This window comes from Mangrovicella endophytica, assembly GCF_002893625.1.
GTDB classification, from domain to species: Bacteria; Pseudomonadota; Alphaproteobacteria; order Rhizobiales; family Rhizobiaceae; genus Mangrovicella; species Mangrovicella endophytica.
The window spans coordinates 36559-52663 of sequence record NZ_PKMZ01000001.1 but is presented as its reverse complement, the minus strand read 5'-3'; the positions used below and the strand labels follow the sequence as shown (position 1 = coordinate 52663).

12 protein-coding genes and 1 other annotated feature are annotated in these 16105 nt (G+C 66.8%); of the genes, 4 read left to right on the top strand and 8 right to left on the bottom strand.

Translation table 11 applies throughout. The annotated features are described in order from the left end of the window. Positions 1-235: 235 nt before the first annotated feature. Positions 236-685, bottom strand: coding sequence for a tol-pal system-associated acyl-CoA thioesterase (ybgC, locus tag C0R46_RS00235; protein ID WP_102957587.1), 450 nt, complete (start codon positions 683-685; stop codon positions 236-238). Positions 686-805: 120 nt separating this feature from the next. Here ybgC and C0R46_RS00230 point away from each other — a divergent pair, with 120 nt between their 5' ends. Both C0R46_RS00230 and C0R46_RS00225 read left to right on the top strand, forming a co-directional pair. Further along, the gene (locus C0R46_RS00230; protein WP_102957586.1) at positions 806-3013 is read left to right on the top strand and encodes an esterase-like activity of phytase family protein; all 2208 of its coding nucleotides are present in this window, start codon (positions 806-808) and stop codon (positions 3011-3013) included. A 332-nt stretch (positions 3014-3345) separates the two neighbouring features. Beyond that, positions 3346-4413 (top strand): M20/M25/M40 family metallo-hydrolase, encoded by a 1068-nt coding sequence (locus C0R46_RS00225; protein WP_102957585.1) that lies wholly within the window; start codon positions 3346-3348, stop codon positions 4411-4413. A gap of 74 nt (positions 4414-4487) precedes the next feature. On the opposite strand, the gene ruvB is transcribed toward C0R46_RS00225, so the two are convergent. Genes ruvB through ruvC form a run of 3 tightly spaced genes read right to left on the bottom strand, consistent with a single transcriptional unit; the run spans position 4488 to position 6776 of the window. Continuing rightward, positions 4488-5531, bottom strand: a complete 1044-nt coding sequence (ruvB, locus tag C0R46_RS00220; protein ID WP_102957584.1) for a Holliday junction branch migration DNA helicase RuvB — start codon at positions 5529-5531, stop codon at positions 4488-4490. 50 nt (positions 5532-5581) lie between these two features. Further along, positions 5582-6202, bottom strand: a complete 621-nt coding sequence (ruvA, locus tag C0R46_RS00215; protein WP_102957583.1) for a Holliday junction branch migration protein RuvA — start codon at positions 6200-6202, stop codon at positions 5582-5584. A gap of 49 nt (positions 6203-6251) precedes the next feature. Next, a complete protein-coding gene (ruvC, locus tag C0R46_RS00210; protein WP_102957582.1) occupies positions 6252-6776 on the bottom strand; it encodes a crossover junction endodeoxyribonuclease RuvC in 525 nt (174 codons plus the stop codon). A gap of 182 nt (positions 6777-6958) precedes the next feature. On the opposite strand from ruvC, the gene C0R46_RS00205 reads away from it, so the two are divergent. Further along, positions 6959-8035: a serine hydrolase domain-containing protein gene (locus C0R46_RS00205; protein ID WP_102957581.1), complete on the top strand. Its 1077-nt coding sequence runs from the start codon at positions 6959-6961 to the stop codon at positions 8033-8035. A 41-nt stretch (positions 8036-8076) separates the two neighbouring features. Here the strand turns inward: C0R46_RS00205 and C0R46_RS00200 are convergent, their stop codons facing one another. The 3 genes from C0R46_RS00200 to pdeM form a co-directional block, all read right to left on the bottom strand. Beyond that, on the bottom strand, positions 8077-9918 hold the full coding sequence (locus C0R46_RS00200) for a transglycosylase domain-containing protein (RefSeq protein WP_102957580.1): 1842 nt from the start codon (positions 9916-9918) through the stop codon (positions 8077-8079). A 248-nt stretch (positions 9919-10166) separates the two neighbouring features. Next, positions 10167-10916: a YebC/PmpR family DNA-binding transcriptional regulator gene (locus tag C0R46_RS00195; protein ID WP_102957579.1), complete on the bottom strand. Its 750-nt coding sequence runs from the start codon at positions 10914-10916 to the stop codon at positions 10167-10169. 118 nt (positions 10917-11034) lie between these two features. After that, positions 11035-11754 (bottom strand): ligase-associated DNA damage response endonuclease PdeM, encoded by a 720-nt coding sequence (pdeM, locus tag C0R46_RS00190; protein WP_102958531.1) that lies wholly within the window; start codon positions 11752-11754, stop codon positions 11035-11037. 168 nt (positions 11755-11922) lie between these two features. Next, positions 11923-11975: a sequence feature (sul1 is cis-regulatory element that is thought to sense ions involved in sulfur or methionine metabolism; They are found in Alphaproteobacteria), on the top strand. A 68-nt stretch (positions 11976-12043) separates the two neighbouring features. Here pdeM and C0R46_RS00185 point away from each other — a divergent pair. Beyond that, positions 12044-13528, top strand: a complete 1485-nt coding sequence (locus tag C0R46_RS00185) for a SulP family inorganic anion transporter (RefSeq protein ID WP_102957578.1) — start codon at positions 12044-12046, stop codon at positions 13526-13528. 32 nt (positions 13529-13560) lie between these two features. Here C0R46_RS00185 and C0R46_RS00180 read toward each other — a convergent pair whose 3' ends face one another. Then, entirely contained in the window at positions 13561-16095 is a 2535-nt protein-coding gene (locus C0R46_RS00180; protein WP_102957577.1) for a ligase-associated DNA damage response DEXH box helicase, read from the bottom strand. Positions 16096-16105: the final 10 nt, after the last annotated feature.

Here is a 16105-nt window from a genome sequence, read left to right as displayed (position 1 = left end):
GATCGAGACCCTCGAAAAGAGATCAAGCGGCACCCACACCGCCGGCCGGCGCCGAACGGCGCGCGCCCGCAGCTCGTTCAAGAGCTTGCCCGCTGCTGCCGTTTCGAACGCCGCCGCTTTCCCCAGAGCTTCCGTTGACAGGGAAAATCCGGTGAAAGAATGGCGCAGTGCACAAGATCCATTGCCTTCGCGGCGATTAGTGCACCGTTAGGGTTAAGGGTTCGTTATCGACGCGCTATGGCTTCGGCAGGTCCTGCCCGAGCGTCGCCAGTACGGGTGCGGGCATCCGGCGCGGACGACCGTCGGGCGAGATTACTGCGACTTTCACCTTGGCGTCGATCAGAACCTCCTCGCCGCGGCGGATCCGCTGCTCGAGGACGATGCGCGCGCCGCCAAGAAGAGCCGTCACCGTCTCCACGGTCAGCACGTCGTCGATCCGCGCCGGGCGCAGGAACTCGATCTCCATGCGCCGGACCGCGAAGGCGATCGGTTCGCCGAACTGCCCCTCGGCGAGCTCGCGGTGCCCGATCCCCTTGAGGCGCAGATAGTCGGTGCGGCCGCGCTCCAGGAAGTGGAGATAGCGGGCATGGTAGACGACGCCCGAGAAATCGGTGTCCTCGAAATAAACCCGAACATCCAGCGAATGGCCCGTTTCCGTCAGCCGGCCTGCGAGTGCTTGCGTCATGAGCGGCGCTGTTACGGCAGCCGGACCGCGCTGTCACCTGTTCTGCATAGTATCGTCATGCAGCCGTTACATCCCGCTGCTTGGAGAAGACATCGCAACGGATCTTGAGGAATCGTCGGCATGTCTGCCAAGTCCACCCTTCCGCTCGCCCTGGCGCTGCTCGCCTCCTCCACCCTCGCCGCCGCCGCCGAGCCAGTGTTCAACCGCATCGCCTCCTTCCCGGTCGCTACGAACCTGCCGGAGGGCAGCGACAGCAAGGCGGCGACCTCCGCTGAGATCATCACGGCAAGCGAGGACGGCAACACGCTGATCTACAGCGACAGCCCCTTCGGCGGCATCGGCTTCATCGACATCGCCGATCCGAAGGCGCCGAAGCCGGCCGGCTACGTCAAGTTCGACGGCGAGCCGACCTCCGTCTCGGCCTTCGGCAAGACGGTGTTTGTCGGCGTCAACACGTCGAAGAGCAAGGCCGATCCGTCAGGCCAGCTGGCGGTCGTCGACATCGGCTCCAAGGCGGTCGAGGCGAGCTGCGATCTCGGCGGCCAGCCGGATTCAGTCGCGATCGCGCCCGATCGCAGCTTTGCGGCCATCGCCATCGAGAACGAACGCGACGAGGACGTCAACGACGGCGCCCTGCCGCAGATGCCGGCCGGCTTCCTCGCCGTGCTGCCGATCAGCGACGGCAAGGCCGACTGCGCCGGACTGAAAAAGGTGGACCTCACCGGCATTGCCGCGGTCGCGCCGGAGGATCCGGAGCCGGAATTTGTCGACATCAACGCCGATGGCGAGATCATCGTCTCCCTGCAGGAGAACAACCACTTCGCCATCGTCGACGGGAAGAACGGCAAGGTCACGGCGCACTTCACGGCCGGCGGCGTGGCGCTCGAGGGCGTGGATGCTGAGGACGATGGCAAGCTCGCCTTCACCGACACGGTCGAGGAGCGGCCCCGCGAGCCGGATGCCGTCCAGTGGCTCGGCACAGACCGCTTCGTCGCCGCGAACGAAGGCGACTGGAAGGGCGGCACGCGCGGCTTCACGATCTTCAACCGCGATGGCAGCGTCGCCTGGGACTCGGGCGTGTCATTCGAGATGAAGGTCGCCGCCGCCGGCCACTACCCGGACAAGCGCTCCGACGCCAAAGGCATCGAGCCGGAGGGTCTCGAAGTCGCCAAGTTCGGCGACGAGACGCTGATCTTCGTCCTGTCCGAGCGCGGTTCGGTGGTCGGCGTCTATCGCGACACCGGCAAGGAGCCCGAGTTCCTGCAGCTGCTGCCGTCCGGCATCTCGCCGGAAGGCGCCGTCGCCATCGCCAAGCGCAACCTCCTCGTCACCGCCAACGAGGCGGACCTCGTGGAGGATGGCGCCGCCCGCTCGCACGTGATGCTCTACGAGCGCGCCGAGGGGACGGCGGCCTATCCGCAGCTCGTCTCCGAGACGAAGGACGGGCAGCCGATCGGCTGGGGCGCGCTCGGCGCGCTCGCTGCCGACGCCGACAAGCCGAGGCAACTCTTCGCTGCCAGCGACAGCGTCTACGGCAAGGCGCCGACGATCTTCACGATCGACGCCAGCGCGAAGCCGGCGAAGATCACCTCTGCCCTGCCGGTCACCGACGGTGGCAAGGCGGCGGAGAAGCTCGACATCGAGGGCATTACGCTCGATGGAGCCGGCGGCTTCTGGCTCGCCAGCGAGGGCGACGAGAAGAAGGAGGTGCCGCACCAGCTCGTTCATGTCGACGGCAAGGGCATCGTCAGCGAGCGCGTACCCTTCCCGGACGAGCTCCTGAAGGGCCAGACGCGCTTCGGCGCGGAGGGCATCACCAAGGTCGGCGACACGCTCTGGGTCGCCGTGCAGCGCCCGTGGAAAGACGATCCGAAGAACACGACAAAGCTCCTCGCCTACGACCTGAAGTCCAAGGAATGGGGCGCCGTGCGCTATCCGCTGGAAGCACCGTCCGCCGAGGGCGCATGGGTCGGCCTCTCCGAACTGACGGTGGATGGTGACTATGCTTACCTCATCGAGCGCGACAACCTGATTGGCGATGCCGCCAAGCTGAAGACGCTGACGCGCGTCAAGCTCGCCGATCTCAAGCCTGTCAAGCTTGGTGGGGAATTGCCGACCGTCGAGAAGACGCTGGTCCGCGATCTCCTGCCCGATCTGAAGGCGCAGACCAACGGCTATGTCGTCGACAAGCTCGAGGGCTTTGCGATCGACAAGGACGGCACCGGCTTCGTCATCACCGACAATGACGGCGTCGATGACTCCTCCGGCGAGACGCTGTTCTTCGAGATCGGCCGCATGGATGCCCAGTCGGCCGCACTGACGAAGTAAATGCGCTGAACGATACGGCCCGCACGGGGCCCCTTCCGATACGCGGACGCCGCCGGATCATTCCTGATGGTCCGGCGGCGTCCATGCTTTCGGGGTGACGTGCGCCGCCAAGCCCCGCCTCACCAGCAGTTTCCGGAGCGATCCTTTGGCAGGCTCAGGAAATCGAGGGGCGCCGAACCGCGTGCGACTGCGTTTGGCTGCCGATGCACTTCGCCGATGTCGGTCAGGCCGTGATGTCGCAGGCTCGGGAGCCGCTCTCCTACCGGCTTTCCAAATCTGGACGACGCCGCGACCAGAGTGGGGTGCATAGCAACCGACAGCCGGAGTCGCCGATGCAGCCGCAGTCACTGGAGTTCCTCAAAACCCTCGTCGCCACGCCCTCGCCCAGCGGTTCAGAGCAGGCGATCGCCCGCGTCTTCGAAGACTATCTTGCGCCCTTTTTCCACCAGTTCGACAAGGACGTTCTCGGCAACGCCACGGCCGCCCTGAACCCTGACGCGTCAATGAAGATCATGCTCGCCGGGCACATGGATGAGATCGGCTTCGTCGTTCATCACATCGACGCGCGGGGACTTCTCTATTTCAGCCCTGTCGGCGGCCATGACAGCGTCGTGCCGATCGGCCAGCGGGTATGGGTTCATGGGCGAACGCGGATCCCGGGGGTGGTGGGGCGCAAGGCGATCCACGTCCTCAATCCGGACGAGCTCCAGAACAAGCCGAAGATGAGCGACCTCTGGATCGATATCGGCGCATCCTCGCAGGAGGAGGCTCTCGCCCTCGTCTCGCGCGGCGACCCCCTGACGTTCCAGCACGAGTTCGCGCCACTCGCCGGCGATCGCGCGGTGGCACGCGCCTTCGACAACAAGGCAGGCCTGTTCATCGTGGCGGAGACGTTGCGGATCCTCGCACAGGAGGGCGGCCTTAACCCCGATGTCGGCGTCTATGCCGTTGCCACGGTGCAGGAGGAGATCGGCTCCCGCGGTGCGCAGGCGGCAGCCTCCCGGATCCAGCCGCAGTCGGCCATCGCGATCGATATGGGGCAGGCTCTCGACTATCCCGGCGTCGACCCGAGCGAATACGGGCAGCTCGACATGGGAAGCGGGCCCGGCATTTCACAGGGCGCCAACACCAATCCGGTGGTCTTCACCATGCTTCGCGAGGCCGCCGAGCTTTCCTCGGCGCGATACCAGATCAGCGTCACGCCGGGGACCTCGCCCACCGATGCGCGCGTGCTGCAGGCGGCAGATAGCGGCATCGCCACCGGCCTCCTGGAGGTACCGCTTCGCTACATGCACACGCCCTCCGAGGTGATCAGCCTGGGCGATGTCGAGAACTGCATCCGCATTCTCGTCGCCTACTGCCGGTCCGTCACGGCGGAGACCGACTTCACGCCGCGGTAACGCACCGGCCTGGTTGCGGCTGCAGCCTGCCGTCTGAGGCGCGGCGGACGCGCGATCTCGCGCCTTGGTCAGCCTCAAGCTTCGCCGGACTCGTCGAACAGGCTCGACTGGACGCCCTGATAGGTCTGCGGCACGGCAAGGCCTAGATGCCGGAAGGCGTGCTGCGTCAGCAGGCGCCCGCGCGGCGTGCGCTGGATGAAGCCCTGCTGCAAGAGGTAAGGCTCGACGGTGTCCTCGATGGCGTCGCGCGGCTCCGACAGGGCCGCCGCGATCGTCTCGATGCCGACGGGGCCGCCGCCGAAGGACAGCGCGATCAGATCGAGGTAGCGGCGATCGAGCTGGTCGAGGCCGAGGCTGTCGACTTCGAGCCGCGACAGCGCCTCGTCGGCGATGCGCCGATCGACCTCGGCCACCTCCGCGACATGGGCGAAGTCGCGCACGCGGCGCAGGAGCCGCCCGGCGATACGGGGCGTGCCGCGGGCCCGCCGCGCGATCTCCACCGCGCCGTCGGCGCGCAGCGGCACGCCGAGGATGCGGGCGCCGCGGGTGACGATGTGCTCCAGCTCCTCAACCGTATAGAAGTTCAACCGCACCGGAATTCCGAAGCGGTCGCGCAGCGGCGTCGTCAGGAGGCCGAGGCGCGTCGTCGCGGCCACCAAGGTGAACTTGGCGAGATCGATCTTCACCGAGCGCGCCGCCGGCCCTTCGCCGATGATGAGATCGAGCTGGAAGTCCTCCATGGCGGGGTAGAGGATCTCCTCCACCGCCGGGTTGAGGCGGTGGATCTCGTCGATGAAGAGGACGTCGCGATCCTCAAGGTTGGTCAGCAGCGCTGCCAGATCGCCGGCCTTGGCAATGACCGGGCCGGAGGTCGAGCGGAAGTTCACCCCGAGCTCCTTCGCCATGATCTGCGCCAGGGTCGTCTTGCCGAGCCCGGGCGGGCCGACGAAGAGGACATGATCCAGGGCCTCGCCGCGCCCTTTGGCCGCTTCAATGAAGACCTTCAGGTTGGCGCGCGCCGCCGCCTGGCCGACGAAATCGTCGAGCCGCTGGGGCCGCAGCGTGGCGTCGACATCCTCGCCGCGCTTTTCCGGCGTGAGAAGGCGGGTATCACTCATGCACTAGTCGTTCGCGCGCAGCACGGTGCAGGTCAAGGCCTGCATTCCTATCATCGGCTTAGCGCCTTCAGCCCCAGCCGGATCAGCACCGTCGAGGACGCGCCCTCGCCCGCTTCCTTCACGGCGGTAGCGACGGCGCCCGCGGCCTGATCACGCGAATAGCCGAGATTGGTGAGCGCCGAGACGGCATCGGCGATCGGCGCCGGCGCGACGCCCTCACCCAGCTCACGCTTGAGCCCGAGCTCCTCACTGGCGGCGCCGCTGGAGAAGGCCGGCGCCTTGTCCTTCAGCTCCGCCACGATGCGCGCCGCGACCTTCGGCCCAACGCCTGGCGCGCGCGCGACCATCGTCTTGTCCTGCAGCGCGATGGCATTGGCGAGATCGCCGCTCGACAGCGTTCCGATTACCGCAAGCGCCACCTTGGCCCCGACGCCCTGTACGTTCTGCAGCAGGCGGAACCAGCCGCGCTCGGCCTCGGTGGCAAAGCCGTAAAGGCGGATCATGTCCTCGCGCACATAGGTCTCGATGAAGAGGACGATGGCCTCGCCGACGGCCGGCAGGTTCGCCAGCGTGCGCGCGCCGCAGAAGGCGAGATAGCCGACGCCATGGACGTCGACCACGACATGGTCCTCGCCGACTTCGTCGACGGTGCCCTTCAGTTTGCCGATCACGGGTGCGTATCCGGAGACATGGTGTCGAGGTCGGGGACGATGGAGCCCATCACAGCGCTGCCATCGACACGCGCGCCAGAGCCTGCGCCGCCTGACGATGATGGGTGTGGCAGATGGCGATCGCCAGCGCGTCGGCGGCATCATGCGTGTCAAAGGTCGCGCGCGGCATCAGCACCTTCACCATCATATGGATCTGCTGCTTCTCGCCATGCCCGACGCCGATGACCGCCTTCTTCACCGCATTCGGCGCGTATTCCGCCACCGGCAATCCGGCCAGCGCCGGCACCAGCATGGCGACGCCGCGCGCCTGGCCGAGCTTCAGCGTCGCCACCGCATCCTTGTTGACGAAGGTCTGCTCAACCGCCGCCTCGTCCGGCCGATGGAGGTGGATGATCTCGCTCAGACCGTCATGCAGCTGGCGCAGACGGGAAGCGAGATCCAGAGCGCCATCCGATGTCACTGTGCCGGACGCGACGAAGCGCAGGCTGTTGCCGAGCGTCTCGACAATGCCCCAGCCCGTACGGCGCAATCCCGGATCGATGCCGACGATGCGAATGGTCTGCTCCCGTTCCATACCGTTCCAGCTCCTCGATACCGCGTTCGAGGCTGCGGATAAAGACAAAAGGTGAACAGACCTGAAAATCCGGCGGCCGATGACGAAAATCCGGCGGCTGATGACGAAGCGGCTATGCCTTCTCCGGCTCAACACCGCGTCATCGGCTTTCCCTCGCGCGCCGCGGTCCCCATGTCGGCCCGATGATCAGACACGCTATCATTGCCGCACTGCTCGTTTCAGGCGCCGCTTCGTCCCTCACCGCCGCAGCCGCGCAGACAGCGTCACAGGCGGGCACACCAGCAGCGGGTGCCGACGCCGCGCCGTCGTCGGATCGCTTCGAGGCTACGATCGAGCGAGCGCAGTCGCTGCCGGCGCTGCGCACGCTGCTCATCTCCGTCGACGGAGCGACGCTGGTCGAGGAGGGTTTCCGCGGCAGCCGCACCACGAGCGCGCACAACATCAAGTCGGCCTCGAAGTCGGTGGTCTCCGCGCTCGTCGGCATCGCCATCGACAAGGGCCTGATCAAAGGGCCGGACCAGCCGATTGCCGAGTTCCTGCGCAGCGACTTCCCCGCCGATGCCGATCCACGCCTTGCTCGCGTGACGATCGGCAACCTGCTCTCCATGCAGGCCGGGCTGGAGCGCACCTCCGGCGGCAATTACGGCGCCTGGATTTCGTCGCGCAACTGGGTGCGCGATGCCTTGCGCCGCCCGTTCGTCGACGAGCCTGGTGGGCGGATGCTGTATTCCACCGGCTCGACGCATCTCCTTTCGGCAATCCTGACGAAGGCGAGCGGCCGCTCGACGCTGCAGCTCGCACGCGACTGGCTGCGGCCCGCGGGCATCACCGTCACTGACTGGGAGCGCGATCCGCAAGGGGTCTATCTCGGCGGCAACCAGATGGCGATGACGCCGCGCTCGCTCCTGGCGCTCGGCGAACTCTACCGCCGCGACGGTGTGGCGGCCGACGGTACGCGCGTCCTGTCGCAAGACTGGATCCGCCGTTCGTGGGAGCCCCGGACGACGTCGGCCTTTCATGCCGGCCGCTACGGCTACGGCTGGTTCATCGAGACCTTTGCGGGCTACACAGGCTACTATGGCTGGGGCTATGGCGGCCAGATGATCTACGTCATCCCCGAACTCAAGCTCACCGTCGCCATCACTTCCGACGAGACGCAGCCGTCGGCGCGCGGCGGCTATGTGCAGGAGCTGCACCGGCTGGTGGCGGAGACAATCGTCCCAGTTGTCCGGAACCCGCCCGCCGGCAGCAGCGGCTGACGCTGTCGGCAGAGATCAGGCGGCACCGCCGGCGTTACCGATCAGCGGGACGCCACCACAGTCTTGGCGTCGCAGCCGAGCGGCGTCACCGGCAGCCCGTCATGGATATTGGCATTGATGCGGCGCACCAAGCCGACCAGCGCGTGGCCCGTCAGCGGCCGCTGGATGCGCTTGGGGTTGCTGGCCGCCACCGATACCAGCACGGTGTAGTCCGCGGTGAAGGTCACCAGCGTCACCTGACGATTGTCGTCCGACGTCCCGGTCTTGGCCGCGACCGCGGCGCCGCGGAAACGGCTGCCGTCCGCCGTCCCGCCGGCACGCGCCGTCTCGGACAGCATCGAATGCAGCGCGTCGTAGCCGGCCAGCAGCTTGTCGTTCATCGCGACGCCACCCGGCCTGTGGCGATAGAGGATGCGGCCATCCTTACGGTCGCGGATCTCCTTCACCAGCCGCGGCGCCTCGGCGATGCGCCCGCAGCTCGCCAATGTCACGTAGCTCTGCAGGATGTCCATCAGCGGCACAGGCTCGGCACCGAGCGCCATCTGCCGGATGCTGGCGTTCTTGAAGCGGAACGGGCTGCCCATCTTCGCGAGACTGGCATTCGGGCATGAGGCGCCCCAGCGTGCCAGGAGGCGCACGAAGGGCGGATTGCGGCTCTTGGCGAGACTCTCCGCCAGCCGGATCTTGCCGAGATAATGGTGGTCGAAATTAGCGACCGGCGGCACACCGACTGCAGAATCCTCGACAGTGCTGTCGGCGGTCATGCCGTGATCGACGAGGCCGCACAGCGCCACGAACGGCTTGACCGTCGATCCCGGATAGAAGGTCGGTGCCGGCGGCGCGACGATGGCCTCGATGCCGCCCGTGCGATTGTTCACGACATAGGCGACCAGCTGATCGTAACCGGCGCGTGCAAAGCCACGCGCATATCTGTCGATCGCCCGCTCCACATAGAGCTGCGTCTCTGAATCATAGTGGGAGACGATGTCGACCGCGCCCTTGGCCTGCGGCACCAGCGAACCCGCCTCGCGCACGGCGATGTCGCGCGCGAACTGAAAGCGGCTGTCGAGATGGTGCTCGCGCAGATCACGCCGGCTCGCCTCGAGCTTGAAGGCCTTCGCCGTCGCGGGTGTGAGGGAACCGACGCCGCGCGTTTCCATTGCAGCCAGCAGCCGCTTGGCCCGCTCCGCATTGCGCGGCTTGTCGGGATTGCCGAAGCTTGGATCCTTGATGGTGACGGCAAGCCGCGCCGCCATCATCGGCGTGAACGGCTTCTGCGCGCCCTCGAACTTGAAGGAATAGCCGAAATAGTGGCGTGCGGCGGCCTCGATACCCTTGGTCTCCTCGCCCATGAAGACAGTGTTGAGGTAGAGTTCGAGGATCTCGTCCTTGCTGAAATTGCGCTCCAGCCAAAGGGCGACGGCAAGCTCCTCCAGCTTGCGCTTCACCGTCGGAGCGTTGCCGACATAGACGTTCTTGGCGAGCTGCTGGGCGATGGACGAGCCGCCGCGCCGAAAGCCGCTGGCCGCGGCCTTGACGAAGCCGATCGGATCGAAACCGATATGGCGATAGATGTGATAGTAGCGCCGGTCCTCGCTGTTCAGGACGGCGTCGACCATGACTGGCGGAATATTGCGGAGCTCGACATACATCGCCTCCTCGACGGAGGCGTTCCACGGCTTGTCACGATCGCGCGCGAGATCGACGACAAGGCGGTTGGAGCGGACGCGGTCGACCGTCGTCTGGCGCGAGACCTCGTAGCGATCGATCACCGTCGGCGCCCAGGCGACGAGGAAGGCGATGCCGACCACGAGCGGCAGCACCACCCAGCCGGCGAAGGCAACCCCCGCCAGGCGCAGCCACGAACCCCTCCGCCGCGTCATTGCCGTCCCCGATCGCTGCCGGCAAAGCCCGGCTCCCGCACGATCTGGATATGGTTAATGGCTTTTTAACGAATGGAGTATCTGCAGATCGTTGGCGTGCAAAGGAACACCCCGAGACGATACCTTTCCGCCACAGGCGGGCGCCGGAACGGTGCGACCGTCGGATACGAAAACGGCGAGCCACGCGGCCCGCCGTTTCATGTCTCCTTCGTGTCGCGGCGGCTCGTGGCCGACCGCCCGGTCGAGCCTCAGGCGGCCGAGAGCTTCGCCATGGTCGCGTCGTCGACTTCGAAGTTGGCGTAGACGTTCTGCACGTCGTCGTCGTCGTCGAGATTGGCGATGAGCTTCATGATGCTCTGCGCCTTCTCCTCGTCGACGGGCGTGCCGGTCTGCGGCCGCCAGATCGCCTTGACGCTCTCGGCCTCGCCGAGCTTGGCCTCCAGCGCACGGGAGACCTCGGTCATGTCCTCGAAGGCGGTGATGATCGTGTGGCCGTTCTCGTCGGACACGACGTCGTCGGCGCCAGCTTCGATCGCGGCTTCCATCACCGTGTCGGCGTCGCCGGCCTTGACCGGATAGACGATCTCGCCGACGCGGTCGAACATGAAGCCGACCGAGCCAGTTTCACCGAGCGCGCCACCCGACTTGGTGAAATAGGAGCGCACGTTGGACGCAGTGCGGTTGCGGTTGTCCGTCAGCGCCTCGACGATCACGGCGACGCCGCCCGGGCCATAGCCCTCGTAGCGGACCTCGTCGTAGTTCTCGCTGTCGCCGCCGGCCGCCTTCTTGATGGCGCGATCGATGTTGTCCTTCGGCATCGACTGCGCCTTGGCGTTGTTGATGGCGAGGCGCAGGCGCGGATTCATGTCGGGGTCGGGCAGCCCGGCCTTGGCCGCCACGGTGATCTCGCGCGCGAGCTTGGAAAACAGCTTCGAGCGGACCGCGTCCTGGCGGCCCTTGCGGTGCATGATGTTCTTGAACTGTGAATGGCCGGCCATGGCGAACCCGTCTCGATAAGGCGTTTGCCCGTCATATAAAAAGCGGCGTGAAAAACGTCTACAGCTTCTAAGAGCCGGTAAGCTCGACGCCTCAGGATAACACCAGGTCGCGGCAGGCTCAGCCTTGGCAGAGCGAGCGGAAGGCAATCGGATAGATGCGCGAGAGGCCGATGACGTAGGCGCGGGCGCGCGCCGTCTCGAACAGGCCGTGGAAGGCGCGGTCGAGGACGTTCAGCCCGCCCGTGGTGACGCCAAAGGACGGCATCACCATGCGATCGCCATCCGTCGCAAAGCAGGCGCCGCGCGTCGAGCGGCCGTTGCCGGTGACCCGTGCGACGGGATGGAGGTGCCCGGCAACCTCACCGGGCCGCGGCCTCGCACTCGGTTCGTGGCGGAAGAACCAGGGGCCGATCGCCACCTCTTCCACCGTCGTGCCGCCGATAAAGGCCGGCGGTTCCGGATCATGGTTGCCTGAGACCCAGATCCAGTCGCGCCCGCTCATCAGCGCGCTCAGCATCTCGCGGAAGGCCGCCGGCATCAACGCCGCGCCGTGGCGGTCGTGGAAGCTGTCGCCGAGGCAGAGGACTCTGGCCGGCCGGTAGCGCTCGATCGCAGCGCTAAGCAGCGCCAGCGTCGCCGCGGTGTCGTAGGGCGGCATCATCATGCCCCGCCGCGCAAAGGCCGCGCCCTTCTCCAGATGCAGGTCGGAGACGACGAGGAGACCATGCGCCGGCGCGAAGATGGCGCCGCTAGGGTCGCAGCGCACCTCCTCCCCCGTCAGCACGACAGAGAGCGCTTCCCCCTCGGACTGCCGCAGCCGCCGCGCCAGTGCATTCATGCGTATCGTCTCGCCGCCGATCATTGATTCGCGTTTCGTTCCCATGGAATCGAAGTCATGGTCGCGGCGCAAGCCGGCTTGGCTGCGACGGATGATCCCGAGGGTCGGTCAGGTCAACCGCGGACTGCGCTTGCATTTTGCCAGATGGTGTTTGACAAGGAGGTCGCACAAGGACCCGGCCCGCCGGGTGGCTATGCCGGGCGCCGATCCCCCGGCCAATCCAGACGACATCCCGCCACCTGCAGCAGCCGGTCCCCGATCGGGTGTCGTCGCGATTTCCCGTTGCTCCATGAACCTCTTTGCAAATCTCCGGGCCGAGTGGCTCGGCAATGTGCGTGGCGACCTCCTGTCCGGGACGGTCGTTGCGCTCGCGCTCATCCCCGAGGCGATTGCCTTCTCCATCATTGCCGGCGTCGATCCGAAGGTCGGGCTCTACGCCTCCTTCTCCATCGCCGTGTTGATCTCGATCTTCGGCGGCCGGCCCGCAATGATTTCGGCCGCAACCGCCGCGACCGCGGTGCTGATGGTGACACTGGTGCGCGACCACGGCCTCCAATACCTTTTCGCCGCGACGATCCTCGCCGGCGTCATCCAGATGATCGCCGGTGCGCTTCGCCTTGGCGATGCCATGCGCTTTGTGTCGCGCTCGGTGATGACCGGCTTCGTCAACGCGCTGGCCATCCTGATCTTCCTGGCGCAATTGCCGGAGCTGATCGACGTTCCGGCAGCGACCTACGTTCTGGTCGCCGCGGCGCTCGCCATCATCTACCTCCTGCCGAGGCTGACCAAGGCGGTGCCCTCGCCGCTCGTCGCCATCGTCATCCTCACGGCCGTCACCGTCGGCTTTGGCATCGACGTGCGCACCGTCGGCGACATGGGCGAACTGCCCTCGACGCTGCCGACCTTCCTCCTGCCCGACGTGCCGCTGAACCTCGACACGCTCTTGATCATTCTGCCCTACTCCGTCGGCATCGCACTCGTCGGCCTGTTGGAGTCGCTGATGACCGCCGCCGTGGTGGACGATCTCACCGACACGCCCTCCGACAAGAACCGCGAATGCGTCGGCCAGGGCATCGCCAACTTCGTCACCGGCTTCTTCGGCGGCATGGCGGGCTGTGCGATGATCGGCCAGTCCGGCATCAACGTGCGCTCCGGCGGACGCACGCGCCTGTCCTGCTTCTTCGCGGGCGTGCTCCTGCTCGTCCTGATCGTCGGGCTCGGCGACCTCGTGGCGGTGATCCCGATGGCGGCGCTGGTCGCGGTGATGATCATGGTCTCCATCGCCACCTTCGACTGGCGCTCGGTGGTCAGCCTCGTCACGCATCCCCGCCGCTCCTCCATCGTCATGCTGACGACGGTGGTGATTGTGGTGTGGACGCACAACCTGGCGCTCGGCGTGTTCGCGGGCGTGCTCCTGTCCGGCCTCTTCTTCGCCTCCAAGATCGCGCAGATCTTCTCTGTCGGCTCGACGCTCTCCGCCGACGGGCGCGAGCGGCGCTATGTCGTGGAAGGCCAGGTGTTCTTCGCCTCCGCGCAGGCCTTCACCCAATCCTTCGACTTCCGGGAGGACGTCGACCGCGTCGTGATTGACGTCTCGGCCGCACACATCTGGGATCTGACCGGCGTCGGCGCACTGGACAAGGCGGTGCTGAAGTTTCGCAAGCGCGGGATCGAGGTCGAAGTTGCTGGCCTCAACGCGGCGAGCGCCACCATCGTCGACCGCCTGTCGATCCAGAACAGGGCCGACGCCGCCGATCCGCTGGCGCTGCACTGAGGCGATACAGCGACGCTGCCCTGCGGGCGGCGTCAGCCCATGGCAATGTCGATCATGTCGTCCTCGGCGAGTTCGGCGAGAAGCTCGTCGCGAGCCTCGCCGAGCACCGCCTCACGGCCGATCTCCAGCATCACCGGCACCGCCAGCGGCGAGACCTGATCGAGGTCTTTGTGGACGATGTGGTGCTTGATGCGGGCGAGGAGATCGGACACGCGCCGTACGTCGAGCAGACCGGTCGCCGCATCCGCCCAGGTGGCCTGGAGGAGGATGTGGTCGGGCTCGTGCGATCGCAGGACGTCGTAGATGAGGTCGGCGGAGACCGTCACCTGCCGCCCAGTCTTCTCTTGGCCTGGGTGGCGCTTGTCGATCAGCCCGGCGATCAGGGCGCATTGCCGGAACGAGCGCTTCAACAGCCAGGAATCGCCCATCCAGCTTTCGAGGTCGTCGCCCAGCATGTCCTCATCGAGGAGGTCGGCGAGGTCGAGCTTACCGGAAGCAATCATGGCGCCCAGATCGCCGCGCCCCCAGATCGACAGGGCGTAATCGGTCGCGACGAAGCCGAGCGGCTTTGCCCGCGCCCGCTCCAGCCTGCGCGTCAGGAGCATGCCCAGCGTCTGGTGCGCCAGCCGTCCCTCGAAAGGGTAAAGCACCATGAAGAAGCGGCTGCCATGCGGAAAAGTTTCGATCAGAAGGTCGTCCGGCCCTGGGATCACCGACTTGCGTTCATGAATCTCCAGCCATGATCGCACCTGGTCCGGCAGTGCCTTCCAGCGCGCCGGGTCCGCCAGCATCGCCCGCACCTGCGCGGCGAGATAGGTCGTCAGCGGGAACTTCGAGCCCGCCCAGGCCGGGACTTTCGGGTCTTCGCCGGTCGCCTTGGTCACGAGACCGACATTCTCGACGATCCCCTCGAAGCGCAGCACCTGCCCCGCGAAGAGAAAGGTGTCGCCGGCGGCGAGCTGCTCCAGAAAGCTCTCCTCCAGCTTGCCCAGGATCGGCCCGCCGCGTTGCACGGCGCTGCGCGAGCGGCCGCGCACGAGGCGGATCTGCAGCGTCGGCGCTTCGAGGATCGTGCCGGCGTTCATCCGGTACTGCTGGGCGACGCGCGGGTGGGTGATCCGCCAGGTGCCGTCGCTGGTCAGCTTGATCTTGGCGTAGCGCTCGTAGACGCGCAGCGCGTAGCCGCCGGTCGCCACGAAGTCGACGATGCGGTCGAAGGTGTCGCGATCGAGTCCGGCATAGGGCGCGGCGGTCCGCACCTCGTCATACAAGTCGTCGGCACGGAAGGGCGCGGCGCAGGCCATGCCGAGGACGTGCTGGGCGAGGACGTCGAGCGCGCCCTCCCGCAGCGGCGGCGTGTCCTGCGCCCCGAGATAGTTGGCATCGAGCGCCGCCTGGCACTCCATCGCCTCGAAGCGATTGGCCGGCACCAGAATGGCGCGCGACGGCTCGTCCATGCGGTGGTTGGCGCGGCCGATGCGCTGGGCGAGGCGCGAGGCGCCCTTCGGCGCGCCGACATGGATGACGAGGTCAACATCACCCCAGTCGATGCCGAGGTCGAGCGTCGAGGTCGCGACCACGGCGCGCAGGCGGTTCTCCGCCATGGCCTGCTCCACCTTGCGGCGCTGGGCAACGTCGAGCGAGCCGTGATGGAGCGCAATGGGCAGCGTGTCGACATTGATGCGCCACAGCTCCTGGAAGAGGAGCTCGGCCTGGAAGCGCGTGTTGACGAAGAGGATGGCGGTCTTGTGCCGCTTGATCGCCTCGTAGACTTCGGACACGGCATAGAGCGCCATGTGCCCCTGCCAGGGGACACGCTCTTCCGACTTCAGGATGGTGATTTCCGGCTTGGCGCCCCCTTCGACGACGACGAGGTCGGACAGCGCTGGATCTCCAACACTCTCCCCTTGCGCCACCAGCCAGCGGCGCAGGTCGTCCGGCTCGGCGACGGTGGCGGAGAGGCCGATCGTCTGCAGCTCCGGCCGCAGCCGCCGCAGCCGCGCAAGGCCAAGCGCCAGGAGATGGCCGCGTTTTGACGTCACCAGCGAATGCAGCTCGTCGAAGACGACGAAGCGCAGGTCCGCAAAGAAGCCTTCCGCATCCTTGGCCGAGATCAACAGCGCCAGCTGCTCCGGCGTCGTCAGCAGGATGTCCGGGGGTTTGAGCTTCTGGCGCTGCCGGCGTACCTGCGAGGTGTCGCCGGTGCGCGTCTCGATGCTGATCGGCAGATCCATCTCGTCGATCGGCGTCTGCAGGTTGCGGTGGATGTCGACCGCCAAGGCCTTCAGCGGCGAGATGTAGAGCGTGTGGACGCCGCGCGGCCGGGTGCCGGGCTTGGCCTTCGGCCGTAGCGTCAGGTCGACCAAGGCCGGCAGGAAGCCCGCCAGCGTCTTGCCGGCGCCGGTCGGCGCGATCAGAAGCGTCGAGGCGCCGCTCTGCGCCCGCGCCAGCAAGTCCAGCTGATGGGGCCGTGGGTTCCAGCCCTTCTGCGCGAACCAGTCGACGAAGGGCTGCGACAGCAGAAACGCGGATGCGGCGGCGGGCGGGAGGTCGAGTGCGAGTGTCACACGTGAGGAG

Bases quoted from the DNA above. Each gene is read 5' to 3' on its own strand.
- C0R46_RS00200 (WP_102957580.1), bottom strand. From the start codon at position 9,918: ATGACGCGGCGGAGGGGTTCGTGGCTGCGCCTGGCGGGGGTTGCCTTC.
- C0R46_RS00225 (WP_102957585.1), top strand. From the start codon at position 3,346: ATGCAGCCGCAGTCACTGGAGTTCCTCAAAACCCTCGTCGCCACGCCC.
- pdeM (WP_102958531.1), bottom strand. From the start codon at position 11,754: ATGAATGCACTGGCGCGGCGGCTGCGGCAGTCCGAGGGGGAAGCGCTC.
- C0R46_RS00230 (WP_102957586.1), top strand. From the start codon at position 806: ATGTCTGCCAAGTCCACCCTTCCGCTCGCCCTGGCGCTGCTCGCCTCC.
- C0R46_RS00195 (WP_102957579.1), bottom strand. From the start codon at position 10,916: ATGGCCGGCCATTCACAGTTCAAGAACATCATGCACCGCAAGGGCCGC.
- ruvB (WP_102957584.1), bottom strand. From the start codon at position 5,531: ATGAGTGATACCCGCCTTCTCACGCCGGAAAAGCGCGGCGAGGATGTC.
- C0R46_RS00185 (WP_102957578.1), top strand. From the start codon at position 12,044: ATGAACCTCTTTGCAAATCTCCGGGCCGAGTGGCTCGGCAATGTGCGT.
- C0R46_RS00205 (WP_102957581.1), top strand. From the start codon at position 6,959: ATGATCAGACACGCTATCATTGCCGCACTGCTCGTTTCAGGCGCCGCT.
- ybgC (WP_102957587.1), bottom strand. From the start codon at position 685: ATGACGCAAGCACTCGCAGGCCGGCTGACGGAAACGGGCCATTCGCTG.
- ruvC (WP_102957582.1), bottom strand. From the start codon at position 6,776: ATGGAACGGGAGCAGACCATTCGCATCGTCGGCATCGATCCGGGATTG.